16 protein-coding genes are annotated in these 15,967 nt (G+C 30.0%); 14 read left to right on the top strand and 2 right to left on the bottom strand.

The features are described 5' to 3' along the window. Window positions 1-18: 18 nt before the first annotated feature. From BINT_RS10290 to BINT_RS10280, 3 genes are all read left to right on the top strand, one after another. Window positions 19-1,476 carry a LysM peptidoglycan-binding domain-containing protein gene (locus BINT_RS10290; RefSeq protein ID WP_041177401.1) on the top strand — a complete coding sequence of 486 codons (1,458 nt, stop codon included), beginning with the start codon at window positions 19-21 and terminating at the stop codon, window positions 1,474-1,476. A gap of 75 nt (window positions 1,477-1,551) precedes the next feature. Then, a complete protein-coding gene (locus BINT_RS10285; protein ID WP_014488516.1) occupies window positions 1,552-2,127 on the top strand; it encodes a peptidylprolyl isomerase in 576 nt (191 codons plus the stop codon). 31 nt (window positions 2,128-2,158) lie between these two features. Then, window positions 2,159-2,650 carry a peptidylprolyl isomerase gene (locus tag BINT_RS10280; RefSeq protein WP_014488515.1) on the top strand — a complete coding sequence of 164 codons (492 nt, stop codon included), beginning with the start codon at window positions 2,159-2,161 and terminating at the stop codon, window positions 2,648-2,650. An 85-nt stretch (window positions 2,651-2,735) separates the two neighbouring features. On the opposite strand, the gene BINT_RS10275 is transcribed toward BINT_RS10280, so the two are convergent. Further along, window positions 2,736-4,172: a sodium/glutamate symporter gene (locus tag BINT_RS10275; RefSeq protein WP_041177400.1), complete on the bottom strand. Its 1,437-nt coding sequence runs from the start codon at window positions 4,170-4,172 to the stop codon at window positions 2,736-2,738. A 40-nt stretch (window positions 4,173-4,212) separates the two neighbouring features. Then, entirely contained in the window at window positions 4,213-5,034 is an 822-nt protein-coding gene (locus tag BINT_RS10270; protein WP_014488513.1) for a SanA/YdcF family protein, read from the bottom strand. Between the two features lie 154 nt (window positions 5,035-5,188). Here BINT_RS10270 and BINT_RS14815 point away from each other — a divergent pair, with 154 nt between their 5' ends. The 11 genes from BINT_RS14815 to pgeF all read left to right on the top strand — a co-directional run bounded on the left by BINT_RS14815 (window position 5,189) and on the right by pgeF (window position 15,458). Further along, on the top strand, window positions 5,189-5,341 hold the full coding sequence (locus BINT_RS14815; protein WP_158306604.1) for a hypothetical protein: 153 nt from the start codon (window positions 5,189-5,191) through the stop codon (window positions 5,339-5,341). 122 nt (window positions 5,342-5,463) lie between these two features. Beyond that, window positions 5,464-7,137, top strand: coding sequence for a biosynthetic-type acetolactate synthase large subunit (gene ilvB, locus BINT_RS10265; protein ID WP_014488512.1), 1,674 nt, complete (start codon window positions 5,464-5,466; stop codon window positions 7,135-7,137). An 18-nt stretch (window positions 7,138-7,155) separates the two neighbouring features. Next, window positions 7,156-7,683, top strand: coding sequence for an acetolactate synthase small subunit (gene ilvN / locus BINT_RS10260; RefSeq protein ID WP_014488511.1), 528 nt, complete (start codon window positions 7,156-7,158; stop codon window positions 7,681-7,683). Between the two features lie 30 nt (window positions 7,684-7,713). Next, the gene (gene ilvC / locus BINT_RS10255; RefSeq protein ID WP_012670577.1) at window positions 7,714-8,709 is read left to right on the top strand and encodes a ketol-acid reductoisomerase; all 996 of its coding nucleotides are present in this window, start codon (window positions 7,714-7,716) and stop codon (window positions 8,707-8,709) included. A gap of 461 nt (window positions 8,710-9,170) precedes the next feature. Continuing rightward, entirely contained in the window at window positions 9,171-10,667 is a 1,497-nt protein-coding gene (locus tag BINT_RS10250) for a 2-isopropylmalate synthase (protein ID WP_014488510.1), read from the top strand. 80 nt (window positions 10,668-10,747) lie between these two features. Next, window positions 10,748-11,419 carry a tetratricopeptide repeat protein gene (locus BINT_RS10245; RefSeq protein ID WP_014488509.1) on the top strand — a complete coding sequence of 224 codons (672 nt, stop codon included), beginning with the start codon at window positions 10,748-10,750 and terminating at the stop codon, window positions 11,417-11,419. A gap of 84 nt (window positions 11,420-11,503) precedes the next feature. Further along, window positions 11,504-12,751: a 3-isopropylmalate dehydratase large subunit gene (gene leuC, locus BINT_RS10240; protein ID WP_014488508.1), complete on the top strand. Its 1,248-nt coding sequence runs from the start codon at window positions 11,504-11,506 to the stop codon at window positions 12,749-12,751. Between the two features lie 42 nt (window positions 12,752-12,793). After that, a complete protein-coding gene (gene leuD / locus BINT_RS10235) occupies window positions 12,794-13,285 on the top strand; it encodes a 3-isopropylmalate dehydratase small subunit (protein ID WP_041177399.1) in 492 nt (163 codons plus the stop codon). Between the two features lie 7 nt (window positions 13,286-13,292). Next, complete coding sequence (gene leuB / locus BINT_RS10230) at window positions 13,293-14,381, top strand: 3-isopropylmalate dehydrogenase (RefSeq protein ID WP_014488506.1); 1,089 nt, start codon at window positions 13,293-13,295, stop codon at window positions 14,379-14,381. A 134-nt stretch (window positions 14,382-14,515) separates the two neighbouring features. Then, on the top strand, window positions 14,516-14,752 hold the full coding sequence (locus tag BINT_RS10225; RefSeq protein ID WP_012670572.1) for a hypothetical protein: 237 nt from the start codon (window positions 14,516-14,518) through the stop codon (window positions 14,750-14,752). Continuing rightward, on the top strand, window positions 14,745-15,458 hold the full coding sequence (pgeF, locus tag BINT_RS10220; RefSeq protein WP_014488505.1) for a peptidoglycan editing factor PgeF: 714 nt from the start codon (window positions 14,745-14,747) through the stop codon (window positions 15,456-15,458). Before BINT_RS10225 ends, pgeF begins: the two co-directional genes overlap by 8 nt. The last annotated feature ends 509 nt before the right edge of the window (window positions 15,459-15,967 follow it).

Below are 15,967 nucleotides of genomic sequence, written 5' to 3'. Positions count from 1 at the left end.
AATTAATGGAGAAAAAATATGAAAAAGGGATTATTTTTATTTATCTTATTAACGTTTTCTTGTTTTTTGTATGCACAGGAAACAAATGAATTAGTTTTACCTCCTGAATTACCAGCAGATTTACCTGTTAGTATAAAGGAAAGCGATGATTATAAATTGGCACAAAGATATAGAGAAATGGCTATAGATGCTCATAGTGTAGGTGATTATAATCAAAGTATAGAATATTCAAAACAAAGTAAAGAATATTCTGATAAAATCATATTGAGATATGGTGTTTATGAATATGTTTTGAATAGTCAAAGAGATGCGGAAAGAAAACTTAGCTTATTCAAAGGAGTTGGGGGAGATACTAATGAATTGACAACTTCTTTATATGAAGAGTCTGTTACCGATCTTAATTCTGCTCATAGCATGCTTGAGACATCTACTAATAGCACAGATTATACTAACACTATGCTTGAGTATAATAAATCAGCTGAAAAATCTGAATTAGGATACAATGTCCTTGCTATAGATTTAAGAAGAGAATATTTAATGAGTGAATCAGTATTAACTAATGGTGATAATAATGATACACAAATTACAAATTTAAGAGATGAATCTAAAAATGCATTAAGTAGCGGAGATTATACTAACTCTTTGGCAAAATCAAGAGAAGCTATGAATATGCTTGATATGTTAGAAGCTCCATTAGCTTATGCTAAAGCTCAAGATTCTATGGATAAAGCTAAACAAGACGGCTATAATAATAGTAAGCCTAATTTATACACTGAAGCTTTGAAATCATTATCTTCAGCAGGTGAAACTTTGATAGCTAATAATTATAGTGATTCTTTAATGCATTCTAAGAATGTTATAAGTTTAGTTAATTCAATGGAAAGTACATCTGGAGATATATCTTCTCCTGAAGAAGAAGTGATAGTAACAGATGGAACAGTATTCCCTCAGTATTATATAGTTCAATCTAGAAGAACTAATACAGATTCATTATGGCGTATCGCTTCTTATGACTTCATATATGGTAATGGTAATTTATGGAAAAAAATATATGATGCTAACAAAGATACTATAAAAAATCCTAATGTCATAAGAGCAGGTCAAAAATTAATTATACCTAGTCTTAAAGGAGAAACAAGACAGGGAACTTATAGCACTAATCAAACTTATGGAAATATAACTACTTTCTCTACTAATCAGATTGAAGGTAATATAATCATAGAAGATGAAAAAGCTATGGAAGAGCAAACAGAGCAGACAGAAGAAACTGTTATAGATGAACAAACTGATACTGCTGATGAGAATGCAGAAATGACAGAAGATACAGCAGCTACTGATGAGAATGCAGAAATGACAGAAGAAGATACAACAGTTACTGATGAGAATGCAGAAATAACAGAAGAAGATACAACAGTTACTGATGAGAATGCAGAAATGGCTGATGATGAGACAACAGCAGAAGAAGGAAATCAATAATAAAAGTAAAAATAAATTTATAGAAAATAATTACGAATATTATTGAAGTTTATTATAATTTAAGAGGTACATATTTTGGGTAAAAAATTAAAAATCATTATTATTTCATTATTGGGTGTGATTGTATTCGGAACAGTTCTTATAGCACAAAAACCGAAAACTTCAAAAGAGCATTTGTTTATAGAAACAAATTTTGGTACTATAGAAATAGCTTTCTTTCCTGAAAAAGCACCAAAACATGTTGAGGCTATAAAAAAACTTGCTAATGAAGGTTTTTATAATGGAACATTATTTCACAGAGTTATACCTGGTTTTATGATTCAAGGCGGAGATCCATTGAGCAAACAGCCTAATAGATCTTTGCATGGTACAGGCGGCCCTAATTTTGTTATACCTGCAGAGTTCAATGATGTTTCTCATAAAAGAGGTATATGTTCTATGGCTAGAGGTGCAAGTGTAAATAGTGCTGGTTCTCAGTTCTTTATTTGTGTAGCTGATAGTCCTTTCTTAGATGGACAATATACAGTTTGGGGAGAAGTTGTTAGCGGTATGGATGTTGCTGATAAAATAGTATCATTAAAAAGAGATGCTAATGATAATCCTTTAGAGCCTGCTAAAATGAATAGAGTTTATGTAAAAACAGTTAATTAATTTATTTTTATAAAGGAAATAGGAAATTAAAATGAAAGAACATTTATTTATTGAAACAGATTATGGTACTATAGAAATAGAATTCTATCCTGAAATAGCACCTAAACATGTTGAAGCTATAAAAAAGCTTGCTAATGAAGGTTTTTATGATGGAATAAGATTTCATAGAGTAATACCTAGATTTATGATACAAGGTGGAGACCCTGTAAGTAAAGATGCAACAAAAAGACATTTACATGGTACAGGCGGTCCTGGATTCAATATCCCTGCTGAATTTAGCGATAAGCCTCATAAAAGAGGTATATGTTCTATGGCTAGAAGTCAGCATCCTGATAGTGCCGGTTCTCAGTTCTTTATCTGTGTAGCTGATGCACCTCATTTGGATGGACAATATACAGTTTGGGGAAATGTTGTTAATGGTATGGACGTTGCTGATAAAATAGTGGCATTAAAAAGAGACCATAATGACAACCCTATGGAAAATTCTACTATGAATAAAGTTTATGTTAAAGAAGTAGAATAATTAAAAAGTTTATAATCTAATATAATAAAGACGAAGCCCAATATTGAGTTTCGTCTTTTTTATATTTAAATTATTATTTTTTATTTTATGATTGTTTAGCTGACTTTTTATGAACGAAGTAAACAGCAAATGCTATAATCAAATAAATAGCCGAAGTGATTAATGCTGTTATAAGATTATCCCAAGTTGAGCCTACAGCCAAAACTGTATTAAGTATAGGCACAACTAATAAACCTGTAACAGACATCAAAGAAAATCCTAAAGAAAATTCTGTGAGTGCTGGGCTTTTATATTCAGGATCGCATATTTTAAGAAGAGTCATTCCTGTTATTAAAACCCCTGTCAAAGTACCCCATGAAATTATAGCTCTTTCAAAAGCATAATCATCTTTAAATAACATATTGTTAAATATGAATACTATCAAATAAGTAAATATGAAACCAGCTACACACATAACTATTATAGGTGCTATATAATGTATTATGGCTTTTATAGGAAGACTTGTTATAGCTGATACTATAGCAAAGTCGCTTAATGTACCTATGATTTTTGCCTTAACTTTAGCATCTACCATCCAAGATAATTTTAATTTTTTTATTATCATATTTAAAGCAAACATTATAATCATAGAATAAGTCCAAACAGGAAGAACATCCAATCCCGGTACTTTTAATTTTTTAATGAAGTTCAAAACTATAAAAGCAAGTCCGCATACGGCAAATATTACAGCCAAATGAAAAGTTATAGTTTCTATAGAGCTGCTTAAAAAAGTTTCTCTTCCCAAACTAGCTTGCTTGCTTATATCATTGTTGTATCCTACTTCCATGTTTCTATCTATTTTATTTATATTTTGATTGTCATCATTTTCATTAACTACTTTTTTTATAACATTTGTTTTATTTCTTCTTACTGCAATATTAATGAATATGATTCCGAATATCATTCCGCCTACAAGTCCTATTGTAGCAGTAGTAAGAGCAACTCCCTGAGCTATTTCCCATTGAGGTATTCCGAAACCTTCAAGTAATTTTCCTGTTGAAGCTGCAAGTCCATGTCCTCCGGCAAATCCGGCTGAAAGTTCATAACCGAAAGTTCTATACATATTTATATCAGGATTTATTTTTGTAAATAGTATATTAGTGGCATATCCTATGGCAGACTGAAACATACTTGCACATTGAAATATACCGAATGCTATTAAAACTTTTGTAGGGTAGAGTGATTTTATACTTTTTGTTTCATTTAAGAACATACCCAAAGGAATAGCGGCAAATATAGGTATTGATAATATACCGGGAAGAAGTGAATAAGTGCTTATCCATTCTGAGGATATTGAATAGTTTGAGAATTTACCCAATATTTCAGGAGATATTAAAAGCCCAATAAATCCTCCTATTACAGAAGCCGGCAAATATAATTTTTGAAAGAGCTTTATTTTAGCCCTTAAAAAAACTCCTATAAGCAGCAATACCGATAATAAAGATAATGACTGCAATAATTCAGTTAATAGTTTAGATGTCATATTGTTTCCTTAAAAATGAATGTTTTTATTTTTTTAGTATTTATAATTTTTTAATTTTTGATTTATCGAATTTATTACTTTTATCTATTATATCATCTTCTCTCTCTTCTATTTTAATGATATCTCCATAGAATTTAGGCGGTCTGTTAAATAGTATATCAAGAAACATTAAAGCTCTTGCACCTAATTCTCTTGGAAATTGTCTTACTCTGTAAAGTTTTCTAACATTATTGGCATTATATGCTATTGCATTAATATTTTTTTGTCTTGCTATTAATATTGCTCTCTCATTGTGAAAAGGCTGAGAAACTATAGTGAAATTTGTAAGTTCAAAAACTTTATTAGCTCTTATGATAGAATCTCTTGTTCTAAATCCAGCAAAGTCCAAGAATATATGCTTTTTATTTACTCCCAACTTTATTAAATCGAGACGCATTTGTCTAGGTTCATTATATGATTTATATCTGTTGTCTCCACTTACAAGTATGTATTTCACTTTTCCACTTTTATATAATTCATAAGCAGCATCCATTCTGAATTTGAAATACATATTTATTCTGCCATTATTCATATATTTACTGGTTCCTAATACCAATGCAACATCATTATATGGTATTTCTTCTATTGATGAATATATATATCTTTTTGAATAAAGTGAAACAGATGAATATAATATTACTGCAGATATAAGAGATAGAATAATAATTTCAGGAAGAAAACTAAAAATGAAAATAAAAATTAGTAGTATATAATTGATAAATTTATATACACCACTTTTATTTTCTATTCTATTTTCAATTATTCTTTTATTATTTTTTATATATAATATTTTATTTTTGTATCTATTTTTTAATATCTTCATAAAACCTGCAACATAGTTGTTGTGATAGTATACTAAAATAATTTATATTGTCAATTACTATTAATAATAAAAGTTGAGAAAAAATTTATTTTAAGTATTGCAATATTACTCAAAAATATTATAATATTTAGCAAATATTAAAAGGAGAATAAAGATGAATACATCATCTGCTAATGGTATGAATGCTGTTTTTGATGATATGAAAAAAATGCCAGCATCTGCCTCTAATTTTTACAAACAAAATAAATCTTCAAAAAACATTGTCTTCTTAAATATTCTCCTCTCAATTCTTCTCATTATCCTGTAATATTATAATCTATTTTTTATAAAATACATTATTTGATTGAATACATTTAAAAATATAATTTCTATAAGTAGAAATACTAATAAGAAAATTAAAAAAGGCTATAAAATATAAGGAGTTATTTAATGAAGTTAAACGGTTCTGATATAATAATGGAAGTTCTAATAGAGGAAGGCGTTGATACAGTATTTGGCTATCCGGGAGGAGCAGCTTTATTTATATATGATGCTATCTATAAATATAGAGATAAAATTAAACATATAATGCCTGCAGATGAAACAGGAGCTTGTCATGCAGCAGATGGATATGCAAGAGCAAGCGGAAAAACAGGAGTGGTAATTGCTACAAGCGGACCGGGTGCTACTAATTTGGTTACGCCTTTAGCAACAGCATACATGGACAGTGTGCCTTTAATTGCTATAACTGCAAATGTGCCTGAAAGTTTAATAGGTAAAGATTCATTTCAGGAGGTTTATATTGCAGGTATTACAATGCCTATTACTAAACATAATTTTGTTGTAAGAGATATTAATGATTTAGCAAATATAATAAGAAAGGCATTTGTTATAGCAAATACAGGAAGAAAAGGACCTGTTTTAATAGATATACCTAAAAATTTCACATTTACAGAAACAGAATACGAAAGAAAAGAAAAATTTGTTCCTAAGCATGTCAAAATAAGTGCTGAAGATGAGAAAACTATAGAAGAAGTAGCAAAATTAATAAATGAATCAAAAAGACCTATTATATATTTCGGAGGCGGTGCTAAAGATTCAAGCGATAAGTTGAGAGAGTTTATGATCAACTCAAATATTCCTTCAGTTCATACATTAATGGGAGCTGGAGTATTAGGTTATAATGAAAAATTAAATATAGGACTTTTGGGAATGCATGGTTCTGCTACCGCTAATAAGGTTATGAATGAAGCAGACTTGATACTTGCCGTTGGAACTAGATTCAGTGATAGAGTTGCTTTGAATACTTCTAAATTTGGAGGAGTTGCTAAAAAGATTCATATAGATATTGATAAAAGCGAAATAAACAAGAATGTTCATGTTGATTACAGTATAATAGGCGACTTGAATGATGTTTTGGATAGATTCAATAAACTTGTAAAAAGAGTGGAAGATGATGAATGGGTAAAATATTTGTCTGATTTAAGAGCTAAAGAGATGAAGGAAGATTCAGACAGAAACACTAAGAAAGACGGTATTTATCCAAGCAAGGTTATGGATATAATAGGTAATAAAACTAAAGATGATGCTATTTATGTTACAGATGTAGGACAGCATCAAATGTGGGCAGTTCAATATATAAGACATACCAAGCCAAGAAGTTTTATAACAAGCGGCGGTTTGGGTACTATGGGATTCGGATATGGTGCTGCTTTAGGCGTTCAGGTTGCCAAGCCGGATAGAAGAGTAATACATATAACAGGTGACGGCTCTTTCTATATGAATTTGAATGAAGTTGCAACTGCTGTTGAATATAATCTTCCTGTTATAACAATAATATTAAATAATAGTACATTAGGTATGGTTAGACAATGGCAGACTATATTTTATGATAAAAGATATTCCAGCACAGATATAAATAAAAAAATGGATTATGTTAAAGTTGCTGAAGGTTTCGGTGCTAAAGGCTTCAGATGCGAAACTATAAAAGAATTTGAAACAGCATTTGAAGAGGCTTTGAAATGTAATTGTCCTGTATGGATAGAATGTGTTATAGATAAAGATTTGAAAGTTTTACCTATGATTCCAGCCGGCGGTACTATAGATGATATAATAGTAGATTAAAAATAGTAGGAGTAAAAAATGGATAAGAAACAAAGAAGGGTTTTAGTTTTATTTGTAGATAACAGTTCAGGTGTATTAAATAGAATAACTTTATTATTCAGCCAAAAAGGTTTTAATATAGAAACCATTACTTGTTCTGTAACTTGTGTTCCTAGCATATCAAGAATGACTATAGTTACTGAAGGCGATGATACACAAATATCACATATTATAAAGCAGACTTATAAACTTATAGAAGTTCACTCTGTTCATTTAATAGATCATACTAATAGTATAATAAGAGATTTATTATTAGTAAAAATAGAAATTGATGACAGCAATAGAAGAAAAGCCTGCGATATAACTAATGCACATAGCGGAGTTATACTTGATATAGGTAAAAAAAGCATGATAGTTGAAATTACTGCTTCTGTTACAGTAATAGACGGCTATTTAGAAGCATTGAAAGATTTCAATATTTTAGAGCTTTCAAGAACAGGGGTAACTTCAATACAATTAGGCGATGAAGTTCCTGATATGAATATAATCAATAATTTTGAATTTTAATAAATAATAATAAGTTAAAGGAGAATTAAAATGATAAAAAAATATTATGATGCTGATTGTAATCTAGGTTTACTAGACGGTAAAACTATAGCTATAATGGGATATGGTAGTCAAGGACATGCTCATGCTCAGAACTTAAAAGATAGCGGAATGAATGTAATTGTAGGACTTAGAAAAGACAGTGCAAACTGCAAAAAAGCAGAAGAAGCTGGATTTAAAGTAATGGAAGTTGAAGAAGCTGCTAAGCTTGCTGATATAGTAATGATGCTTGTTCCTGATGAGGTTTCAGCTGATATATACAATACTCAAGTTGCTCCTCATATGAAAGAAGGTAATGTGTTAATGTATGCACATGGATTTAATATTCATTTCCAATTTGTAGTTCCTGCTAAAAATATAGACGTTATAATGGTAGCACCAAAAGGACCAGGACATACTGTAAGAAGTCAGTATTTAGAAGGAAGAGGAGTACCTAGTTTGATAGCTGTTTATCAGGATTTCAGCGGAAGAGCAAAAGATTATGCTTTGGCTTATGCTTCAGGAATAGGTGCCGGACGTGCTGGTATATTAGAAACTACATTCAGAGAAGAAACTGAAACTGACCTTTTCGGTGAACAAGCTGTATTATGCGGCGGTGTTACTGAATTGATGAAAGCTGGTTTCGATACTTTAGTAGAAGCAGGTTATGAACCAGAAATGGCTTATTTTGAATGTATACATGAAATGAAATTGATTGTTGATTTAATATATTCAGGCGGATTTGCTATGATGAGATATTCTATTTCAAATACTGCTGAATACGGCGATTACAGAACTGGAAGAAGAATGATCACTGAAGAAACTAGAAAAGAAATGAAAAAAGTATTAAGAGAGATACAAGACGGTACTTTTGCTAGTGAGTTTATTCAAGAGTTTAGTGCAGGCCGCAAAGCTAAATTTAATGCTACTAAAAAATTAGAGAGCGAGCATAAATTAGAGAAAGTCGGTGCTGAATTGAGAAAGATGATGAGTTGGATTAAAAAGTAATTTTTATTCACACTCTATTGTTATAATTAAATACTTTAATATTGGAGATCTATATTTAAAATTTTTAAGTTTGTAATTTTTTATTGTTCTTTTTCCCGCCGCACGCCTACCGTAGGTACGCTTCGCGAGGCGGACTTCGTAAAAGAACCATACGAAGTACAAGTAAAAAATATTAACTATGCTTTTTTGATATAAATATTGCCTTTTTGCTTCTCGCCTGCCGACACCAAAGGTGGACTTCGTCGGCACGCACAGCGAGGCGGGCTTCGCCTGTGGCAACACTGAGTAGGTGCCTTCCTACGGCACGCAGAGCGTCGGCAAAAGAAGTGGGGGCTTGCCTATAGCACGCAGAGCGGTGGGCAAAGCCCCAGATATCAAAATAAAAATATAACTTTATTCTATTACAAAAATCAATAAAAGTATTTAATTATACAAATGTTTATTTTATAAGGGTTTTAACAATGAGAAAGATTAAGATTTTTGATACTACTTTAAGAGATGGAGAACAATCTCCTGGTTGTACTATGAATTTGGCTGAAAAATTAGAAATGGCAGCTGAATTAGATAAATTAGGCGTTGATGTTATAGAAGCTGGATTTGCTATATGTTCAGATGATGACTTCAATGCTATAAGAGAAGTTAGTAAAGTTGTAGAGAATGCTAAATTGGCTAGTTTGGCAAGATGTAATAAGAAGGATATAGACAGAGCTTATGAATCACTAGCTGAGGCAAAACATCCTATGCTTCATACATTTATAGCTACTAGCGATATACATTTAAAGCATAAACTAGAGATGACCAGAGAGCAGGTATTGGAAACCATAAAAGAATCTGTTTCTTATGCTAAAACTAAATTTGAGTTTATAGAATTTTCTGCTGAAGATGCATCAAGAAGCGATAGAGAATTTTTGGCTCAGGCTTATTCTACTGCAATAGAAAACGGTGCTACTACAATAAATGTTCCTGATACTGTAGGATATACCACTCCATTAGAAATGGCTGATTTGATAAAGTATTTAAAAGAGAATGTTAAAGGTATAGAAAATGTTGATATATCTGTTCATTGTCATGATGATTTAGGACTTGGCACTGCTAATTCTTTATCTGCTGTTTTGGCTGGAGCTACTCAGGTAGAATGTACTATTAATGGTATAGGGGAACGTGCTGGTAATGCTAGCTTGGAAGAAATTGTAATGGGCATTAAAACTAGAAAAGATTTTTATAATGCTTATACTGATATTAATACTAAAAGAATTTATAAGATTTCAAAATTATTATCTACAATTTCTGGTATGGTAGTTGCTCCTAATAAAGCTATAGTAGGTGCTAATGCTTTTGCTCATGAGGCAGGTATTCACCAACATGGAGTATTAAAAGAACGTTCTACTTATGAGATTATGAATGTTGAAGATATAGGAATACCTCAAAATAAAATGGTATTAGGTAAGCATTCAGGAAAACATGCTTTTAAAGACAGAATTGAATCTTTAGGTTATGATATTGATGATAAGTCTTTAGAGGATAAGTTTATAGAGTTTAAGGCTTTGGCTGATAAGAAAAAAATAGTTACTGATTCAGATATAGAAGCATTATTGATAGGTAATAATGATTCAGAAAATCCTACTTATACATTAAACGGATTTGTTGTTAATGACGGTAATTCAATATCTTCTTTGGCTACTGTATCTATTATGGACAATCAGGAGAATATTGTTGAGGGAATAGGAAAAGGAAACGGACCTATTGATGCTGCATTTGGTGCTATAGACTCTATTACTTCTAATAAAGCTAAGTTGGTTAATTATAGTATTAATGCTATTACAGAAGGTGAAGATGCTTTGGGAGAGGTTATTGTTAGATTAGCTTCTAATGATAAAACTGTTATTGGAAGAGCAGTAAGCACAGATATTATTGAAGCTAGTTTGAAAGCTTATGTTAATGGGTTAAATAAATTATAATTATATATTTTCCGCATAATTATTGAGTAATCAATTTTTATGCGGAATTATAATTTTATCATAAAATAGCGGATTTAATTATGAATATTAATAATGAGCTTGATGATAAAGATATAATATCAGAAGAAAAAAGTTTAGAATATTTAATAGATAATACTAAAAAATACCCTAATAAATCTGAAAGTTGGTCTAAATTGGGTGAATTTTATTTTTATGAGCTTAATGATTATGAGAAAGCTATAGAGAATTTTAATAAAGCTATAGAAATTGATTTGCATAATGAAGATAATTATATTAAGTTAATAAGTATTTATAAAGAAATGGAAGATAATGATAATACTTTAAAAACTATAAATAAACTTATAGAGATGGGTGATAATAAAGAAGATAACTATTTAATGCTATGCAAATATTATGAGAGTATAAACGATTATGATAATGCTATAGATACTATTAAAAAAGTTATAGAGTTTAGCCCTGAAGAATATAATTATTTAAGATTAGCTCAATATTATGATAAGACAGAAAAATATGACGATGCTATAGAAACTATAAATAAACTTATAGAATTGGGTATTGCTGTAAATGATGGAATCAATTACTTTATGCTTGGAAAATATTATATAAAGAAAGGCGAAAATGATATTGCCGAAAAACATTTTAATAAAGCTATAGAATTGGACCCTGATTATAAAAGTTATTTAGAAAATCATAAATTTGATGAAGAAACTGAAGATGAATATGTTGTTTAAAATTCAGTTTCATATTATAATAAAATTTTTAGTATTTCAAAGTAAAAATGAGAAGAATTAAAAAATTAATTTAAGGATACGAATATGACTATTACTCAGAAAATTTTAGCTGCTCATGCTGGCGTTGAAAAAGTAGAGGCCGGCGAACTTATCATGGTTAAAACTGATTTAGTTTTAGGAAATGATATTACAAGTCCTGTTGCAATTAATGAATTTGAAAAGTATGGTTTTGATAAAGTTTTTGACAAAGAAAAAATAGCTTTGGTTATGGATCATTTTGCTCCTAACAAAGATATAAAAGCTGCAGAACAATGCAAGCAATGCAGAGATTTTGCTAATAAATATGATATTTCAAATTATTATGATGTTGGAGATATGGGAGTTGAGCATGCACTTTTACCTGAAAAAGGATTAGTGGCACCTGGTGAAGTTATAATAGGTGCAGACTCTCATACTTGTACTTATGGAGCTTTTGGGGCTTTTTCTACAGGAGTAGGAAGCACTGATATGGCTGCTGCTATGGCTACAGGACAGGTTTGGTTTAAAGTTCCTTCTGCTATTAAATTTAATCTTAAAGGAAAATTAAAACCAAATGTATCTGGTAAAGATGTTATACTTCATATTATAGGTATGATAGGAGTTGACGGAGCATTATACAAGTCAATGGAGTTTAGAGGTGAAGGAGTTTCATCTCTTACTATGGACGATAGAGCTTGTATTGCTAATATGGCTATTGAGGCGGGTGCTAAAAACGGGATATTTGAAGTTGATGATCAAACTATAGAATACTTAAAAGATATAGTAAAAAGAGATTATACTATTTTCAAAGCTGATGATGATGCAGTTTATGATAAAGAATATGATATTGATTTATCTTCAATAGAGCCTACAGTTGCATGTCCCCATTTACCAGAGAATACAAAAGAAGCTAAAGAATTAAAGAATATAAAAGTTGATCAAGTGGTTATAGGTTCTTGTACTAATGGAAGATTATCTGATATGGCAACAGCTGCTAATATTTTGAAAGGAAAAAAAGTAGCTAAAGGTGTAAGATGTATAGTTATTCCAGCCACTCAGAAAGTTTATAAAGAATGTATAAAATTAGGTTATATGGATATATTTATTGATGCAGGCTGTGCAGTATCTACTCCTACATGCGGACCTTGTTTGGGTGGATATATGGGAATACTTGCTCATGATGAAGTGGCTGTTACTACAACTAATAGAAACTTTGTTGGAAGAATGGGAGATAAAACTTCAAAAGTATATTTGGCTAGTCCTGCTACTGCTGCATATAGTGCTATAACAGGATATATAACAGAGCCTAAATGATAAATTTATAAATTATATTATTATTTTTTAATGGGAGATAATATGAAAGCTAAAGGTTTCGTTCATAAATATGGTGATAATGTTGATACAGATGTTATTATTCCAGCAAGATATTTAAATACTGCAAATCATAAAGAGTTAGCAGCACATTGTATGGAAGATATTGATAAAGATTTTGTAAGCAAGGTTAAAACTGGTGATATTATGGTTGGAGGGGATAATTTCGGATGTGGTTCGTCAAGAGAGCATGCTCCTATAGCTATTAAAGAATCTGGTATATCTTGTGTTATAGCATCATCTTTTGCTAGAATATTTTATAGAAATTCTATTAATATAGGACTTGCTATATTAGAATGCGATGAGGCAAGCAAGAAAATAAATGCCGGAGATGAAGTTGAAGTTGATTTTGATAATGGTATAATAAAAAATATTACTAAAAATGAAAGCTATAAAGCAGAGCCTTTTCCTGAGTTTATAAAAAATATTATTAATTCTAATGGGCTTTTAAATTCTATAAAAAATTCTAAGGGGTAATTATTAAATGGAAAAGAATATTGTTGTTATTGAAGGTGACGGTGTAGGTCCTGAAGTTGTAGGAAAAGCCGTAGATATTCTAAAGAGGATAGAAGAGAAATATTCTCATAAATTTAATTTGGAATATGTTGATATGGGAGGTGCTTCTATAGATAAATACGGGGTTCCTCTAACAGATGAAAATTTAGAGAAATGTATTAAGTCCGATTCAGTACTGCTTGGATCTGTAGGAGGACCTAAATGGGATAATGTTGCTCCTGAAAACAGACCTGAAAGAGGATTATTAAAACTTCGTAAGGGAATGGGATTATATGCTAATATAAGACCTACTAAAATATTAAAGTCTTTAGAATATGCATCTCCTTTGAAAGAAACTATCTGTAAAGATGTTATTGATTTTATTATGGTGAGAGAACTTACTGGAGGAGTATATTTCGGAGAGCATAAATTTGAAGTAGTTGATGGTGTTAAACAGGCTACTGATCTTATGCTTTATACAGAAACAGAAATTAAAAGAATAGGAAAAGTTGCTTTTGAATTAGCTAGGAGTCTTAAAAGACCTTTAACTTCTGTTGATAAAGCTAATGTACTTCATACTTCTAAATTATGGCGCGAGGTTATGAATAATTTAGCCAAAGAGTACAGCGATGTTAAATATAATGACATGTATGTTGATAATGCAGCTATGCAGATAGCTTCAAATCCTTCACAATTTGGAATTATAGTAACAGAGAATATGTTTGGGGATATACTTTCGGATGAGGCTAGCGTTATAAGCGGTTCTATTGGTATGGCGCCTTCTGCTAGTCTTTCTGATGGAACAGTTGGTATGTATGAGCCTATTCATGGTTCAGCTCCTGATATAGCTGGTAAAGATTTAGTTAATCCTATAGGAACAATACTTTCTCTTGCTATGATGTTTAGATACTCTTTTAAAATGGAAAATGAGGCTGAAGATATAGAAAAGGCTGTTTATAAGGCTATAGATGATGGTTATAGAACTACAGATATAATGCCTAAGCATAATATGATGACTTATTTATACAAGCAAGTTAAATGTTCTGAGATGGGCGATATAATACTATCCAATATATAATTATGTAATTTTTATTAACAAGAGGTAAAAACCTCTTGTTAATTACTTCATAATATTGTTCAATTTTACTTGACAATTCATTTATAATGTACATAATAGATATTATATATTAAATAAATAGAGGGTTTGTAGAAGTGGAATATACTGATAAAGAGATCATTTTAGAATTGCAGGAAGATAATAAACTGCTTTCCTCTAAAATAGATATCTATAAAGAAGAGATAAATGAATTGAAGCAGAAATTAGAGTACGCAAAGAAATTTTTTACTTTATATGAAAATATTATGGAACAATCTAGAAACGAAACTAAAGAATTAACTATAAAAGTAAAAGAATTGGAAGAAGAGATTAGAAGATTGAAGAATGAATAATATTTTTTATCCATCTAAAAATGATAATAAAAAAATATATATAGCTATATTGTCTAAAGGAAATATTAATGCTCATGATATAACTTTAGAATGTAGAGAAAACGCTGAAAAAGATTTTTTTAAATATATTAATTTTGATATAAACAAAGCTATCTTTATGCATCAAGTTCATAAGGACAATATAATTAAAATAGATGAATCTAACATTCATTTATTTGGAAGCCGAGAAAAATTAGTTAAAGATACTGATGCTTTGATAACGAATCTTAAAAACATTCCTTTAATAGTTCAAACAGCTGATTGTGCACCTATAATACTTTATTGCGATGAAAGTAAGTCTATGGCGGCAATACATTCTGGTTGGAGAGGAACTGTTCAGAATATTACCTCAAAAACTATAGATTTAATGAAAAAAGAATATAATGCCAATCCTTCAAAAATGTATGCTTATATAGGACCTTATATAGCTCAAAAAGATTATGAAGTTGGTGATGAAGTGGCTATTCATTTCAAAAATAAAGCTATGATTGATGATAAATGGTATATTGATAATGGTTTAGAGATTAAAGACCAGATGATTGAATGCGGTATCTTAGAAAATAATATTGAGATTTCTAGTATAAATACTTATGATGATATTTGTTATTCTTATAGACGTGATGGTGTTCAGGTAGGAAGAATGCTTACTCTTGGAGTTATTTTATAATTTTTTATTTCTAAATCGCACGGTAAATAAAGCTAATAATTTAAAATAGTTCATTTTTTAATTTTATTAATTATAAAAATAATATTAATCGTGCGGTGAATTTATCATTCAATCTAATCAAAACTTGGGTGGGGTTTCTTTTTTCTTTGTAAATTAATAAAGATAAATATAGTTAAAATATTAAGTTAATCTATAAATCTAAAGGGCGGGGTATGTAAGTAGATTTTAAATTTTAATTTCACTCCCACCCTTAATATTTAATGATTTATTTTGATTTTATAGTTTTATTCATTTTTATAATTTAAATATGAATTATAGATTCCCACCCTAGAGTTTTTTAAATTTAAAGCAGTATCAACGCACGATTAAATTTTAATATATAAAGTTAGCATATTAAATAATAGAATTTTTATTATATAAGAAATCAGCTAACCGTGCGGTATATATGAAAGTGTTATGATTTGATAGCTTTGACAATTATAATTTTAGTATTATAATATTTGAATTAT

It is taken from the genome of Brachyspira intermedia PWS/A, from assembly GCF_000223215.1.
GTDB classification, from domain to species: Bacteria; Spirochaetota; Brachyspiria; order Brachyspirales; family Brachyspiraceae; genus Brachyspira; species Brachyspira intermedia.
The sequence above is the reverse complement of the archived record's forward strand: the minus strand, read 5'-3'. Positions and strand labels throughout refer to the sequence as shown.

What these genes read in the sequence shown, in the direction of transcription:
- BINT_RS10290 (WP_041177401.1), top strand. Translation starts at nt 19, where the DNA reads ATGAAAAAGGGATTATTTTTATTTATCTTATTAACGTTTTCTTGTTTT.
- BINT_RS10280 (WP_014488515.1), top strand. Translation starts at nt 2,159, where the DNA reads ATGAAAGAACATTTATTTATTGAAACAGATTATGGTACTATAGAAATA.
- BINT_RS10275 (WP_041177400.1), bottom strand. Translation starts at nt 4,172, where the DNA reads ATGACATCTAAACTATTAACTGAATTATTGCAGTCATTATCTTTATTA.
- BINT_RS10270 (WP_014488513.1), bottom strand. Translation starts at nt 5,034, where the DNA reads ATGAAGATATTAAAAAATAGATACAAAAATAAAATATTATATATAAAA.
- BINT_RS14815 (WP_158306604.1), top strand. Translation starts at nt 5,189, where the DNA reads ATGAATACATCATCTGCTAATGGTATGAATGCTGTTTTTGATGATATG.
- ilvB (WP_014488512.1), top strand. Translation starts at nt 5,464, where the DNA reads ATGAAGTTAAACGGTTCTGATATAATAATGGAAGTTCTAATAGAGGAA.
- ilvN (WP_014488511.1), top strand. Translation starts at nt 7,156, where the DNA reads ATGGATAAGAAACAAAGAAGGGTTTTAGTTTTATTTGTAGATAACAGT.
- ilvC (WP_012670577.1), top strand. Translation starts at nt 7,714, where the DNA reads ATGATAAAAAAATATTATGATGCTGATTGTAATCTAGGTTTACTAGAC.
- BINT_RS10250 (WP_014488510.1), top strand. Translation starts at nt 9,171, where the DNA reads ATGAGAAAGATTAAGATTTTTGATACTACTTTAAGAGATGGAGAACAA.
- BINT_RS10245 (WP_014488509.1), top strand. Translation starts at nt 10,748, where the DNA reads ATGAATATTAATAATGAGCTTGATGATAAAGATATAATATCAGAAGAA.
- leuC (WP_014488508.1), top strand. Translation starts at nt 11,504, where the DNA reads ATGACTATTACTCAGAAAATTTTAGCTGCTCATGCTGGCGTTGAAAAA.
- leuD (WP_041177399.1), top strand. Translation starts at nt 12,794, where the DNA reads ATGAAAGCTAAAGGTTTCGTTCATAAATATGGTGATAATGTTGATACA.
- leuB (WP_014488506.1), top strand. Translation starts at nt 13,293, where the DNA reads ATGGAAAAGAATATTGTTGTTATTGAAGGTGACGGTGTAGGTCCTGAA.
- pgeF (WP_014488505.1), top strand. Translation starts at nt 14,745, where the DNA reads ATGAATAATATTTTTTATCCATCTAAAAATGATAATAAAAAAATATAT.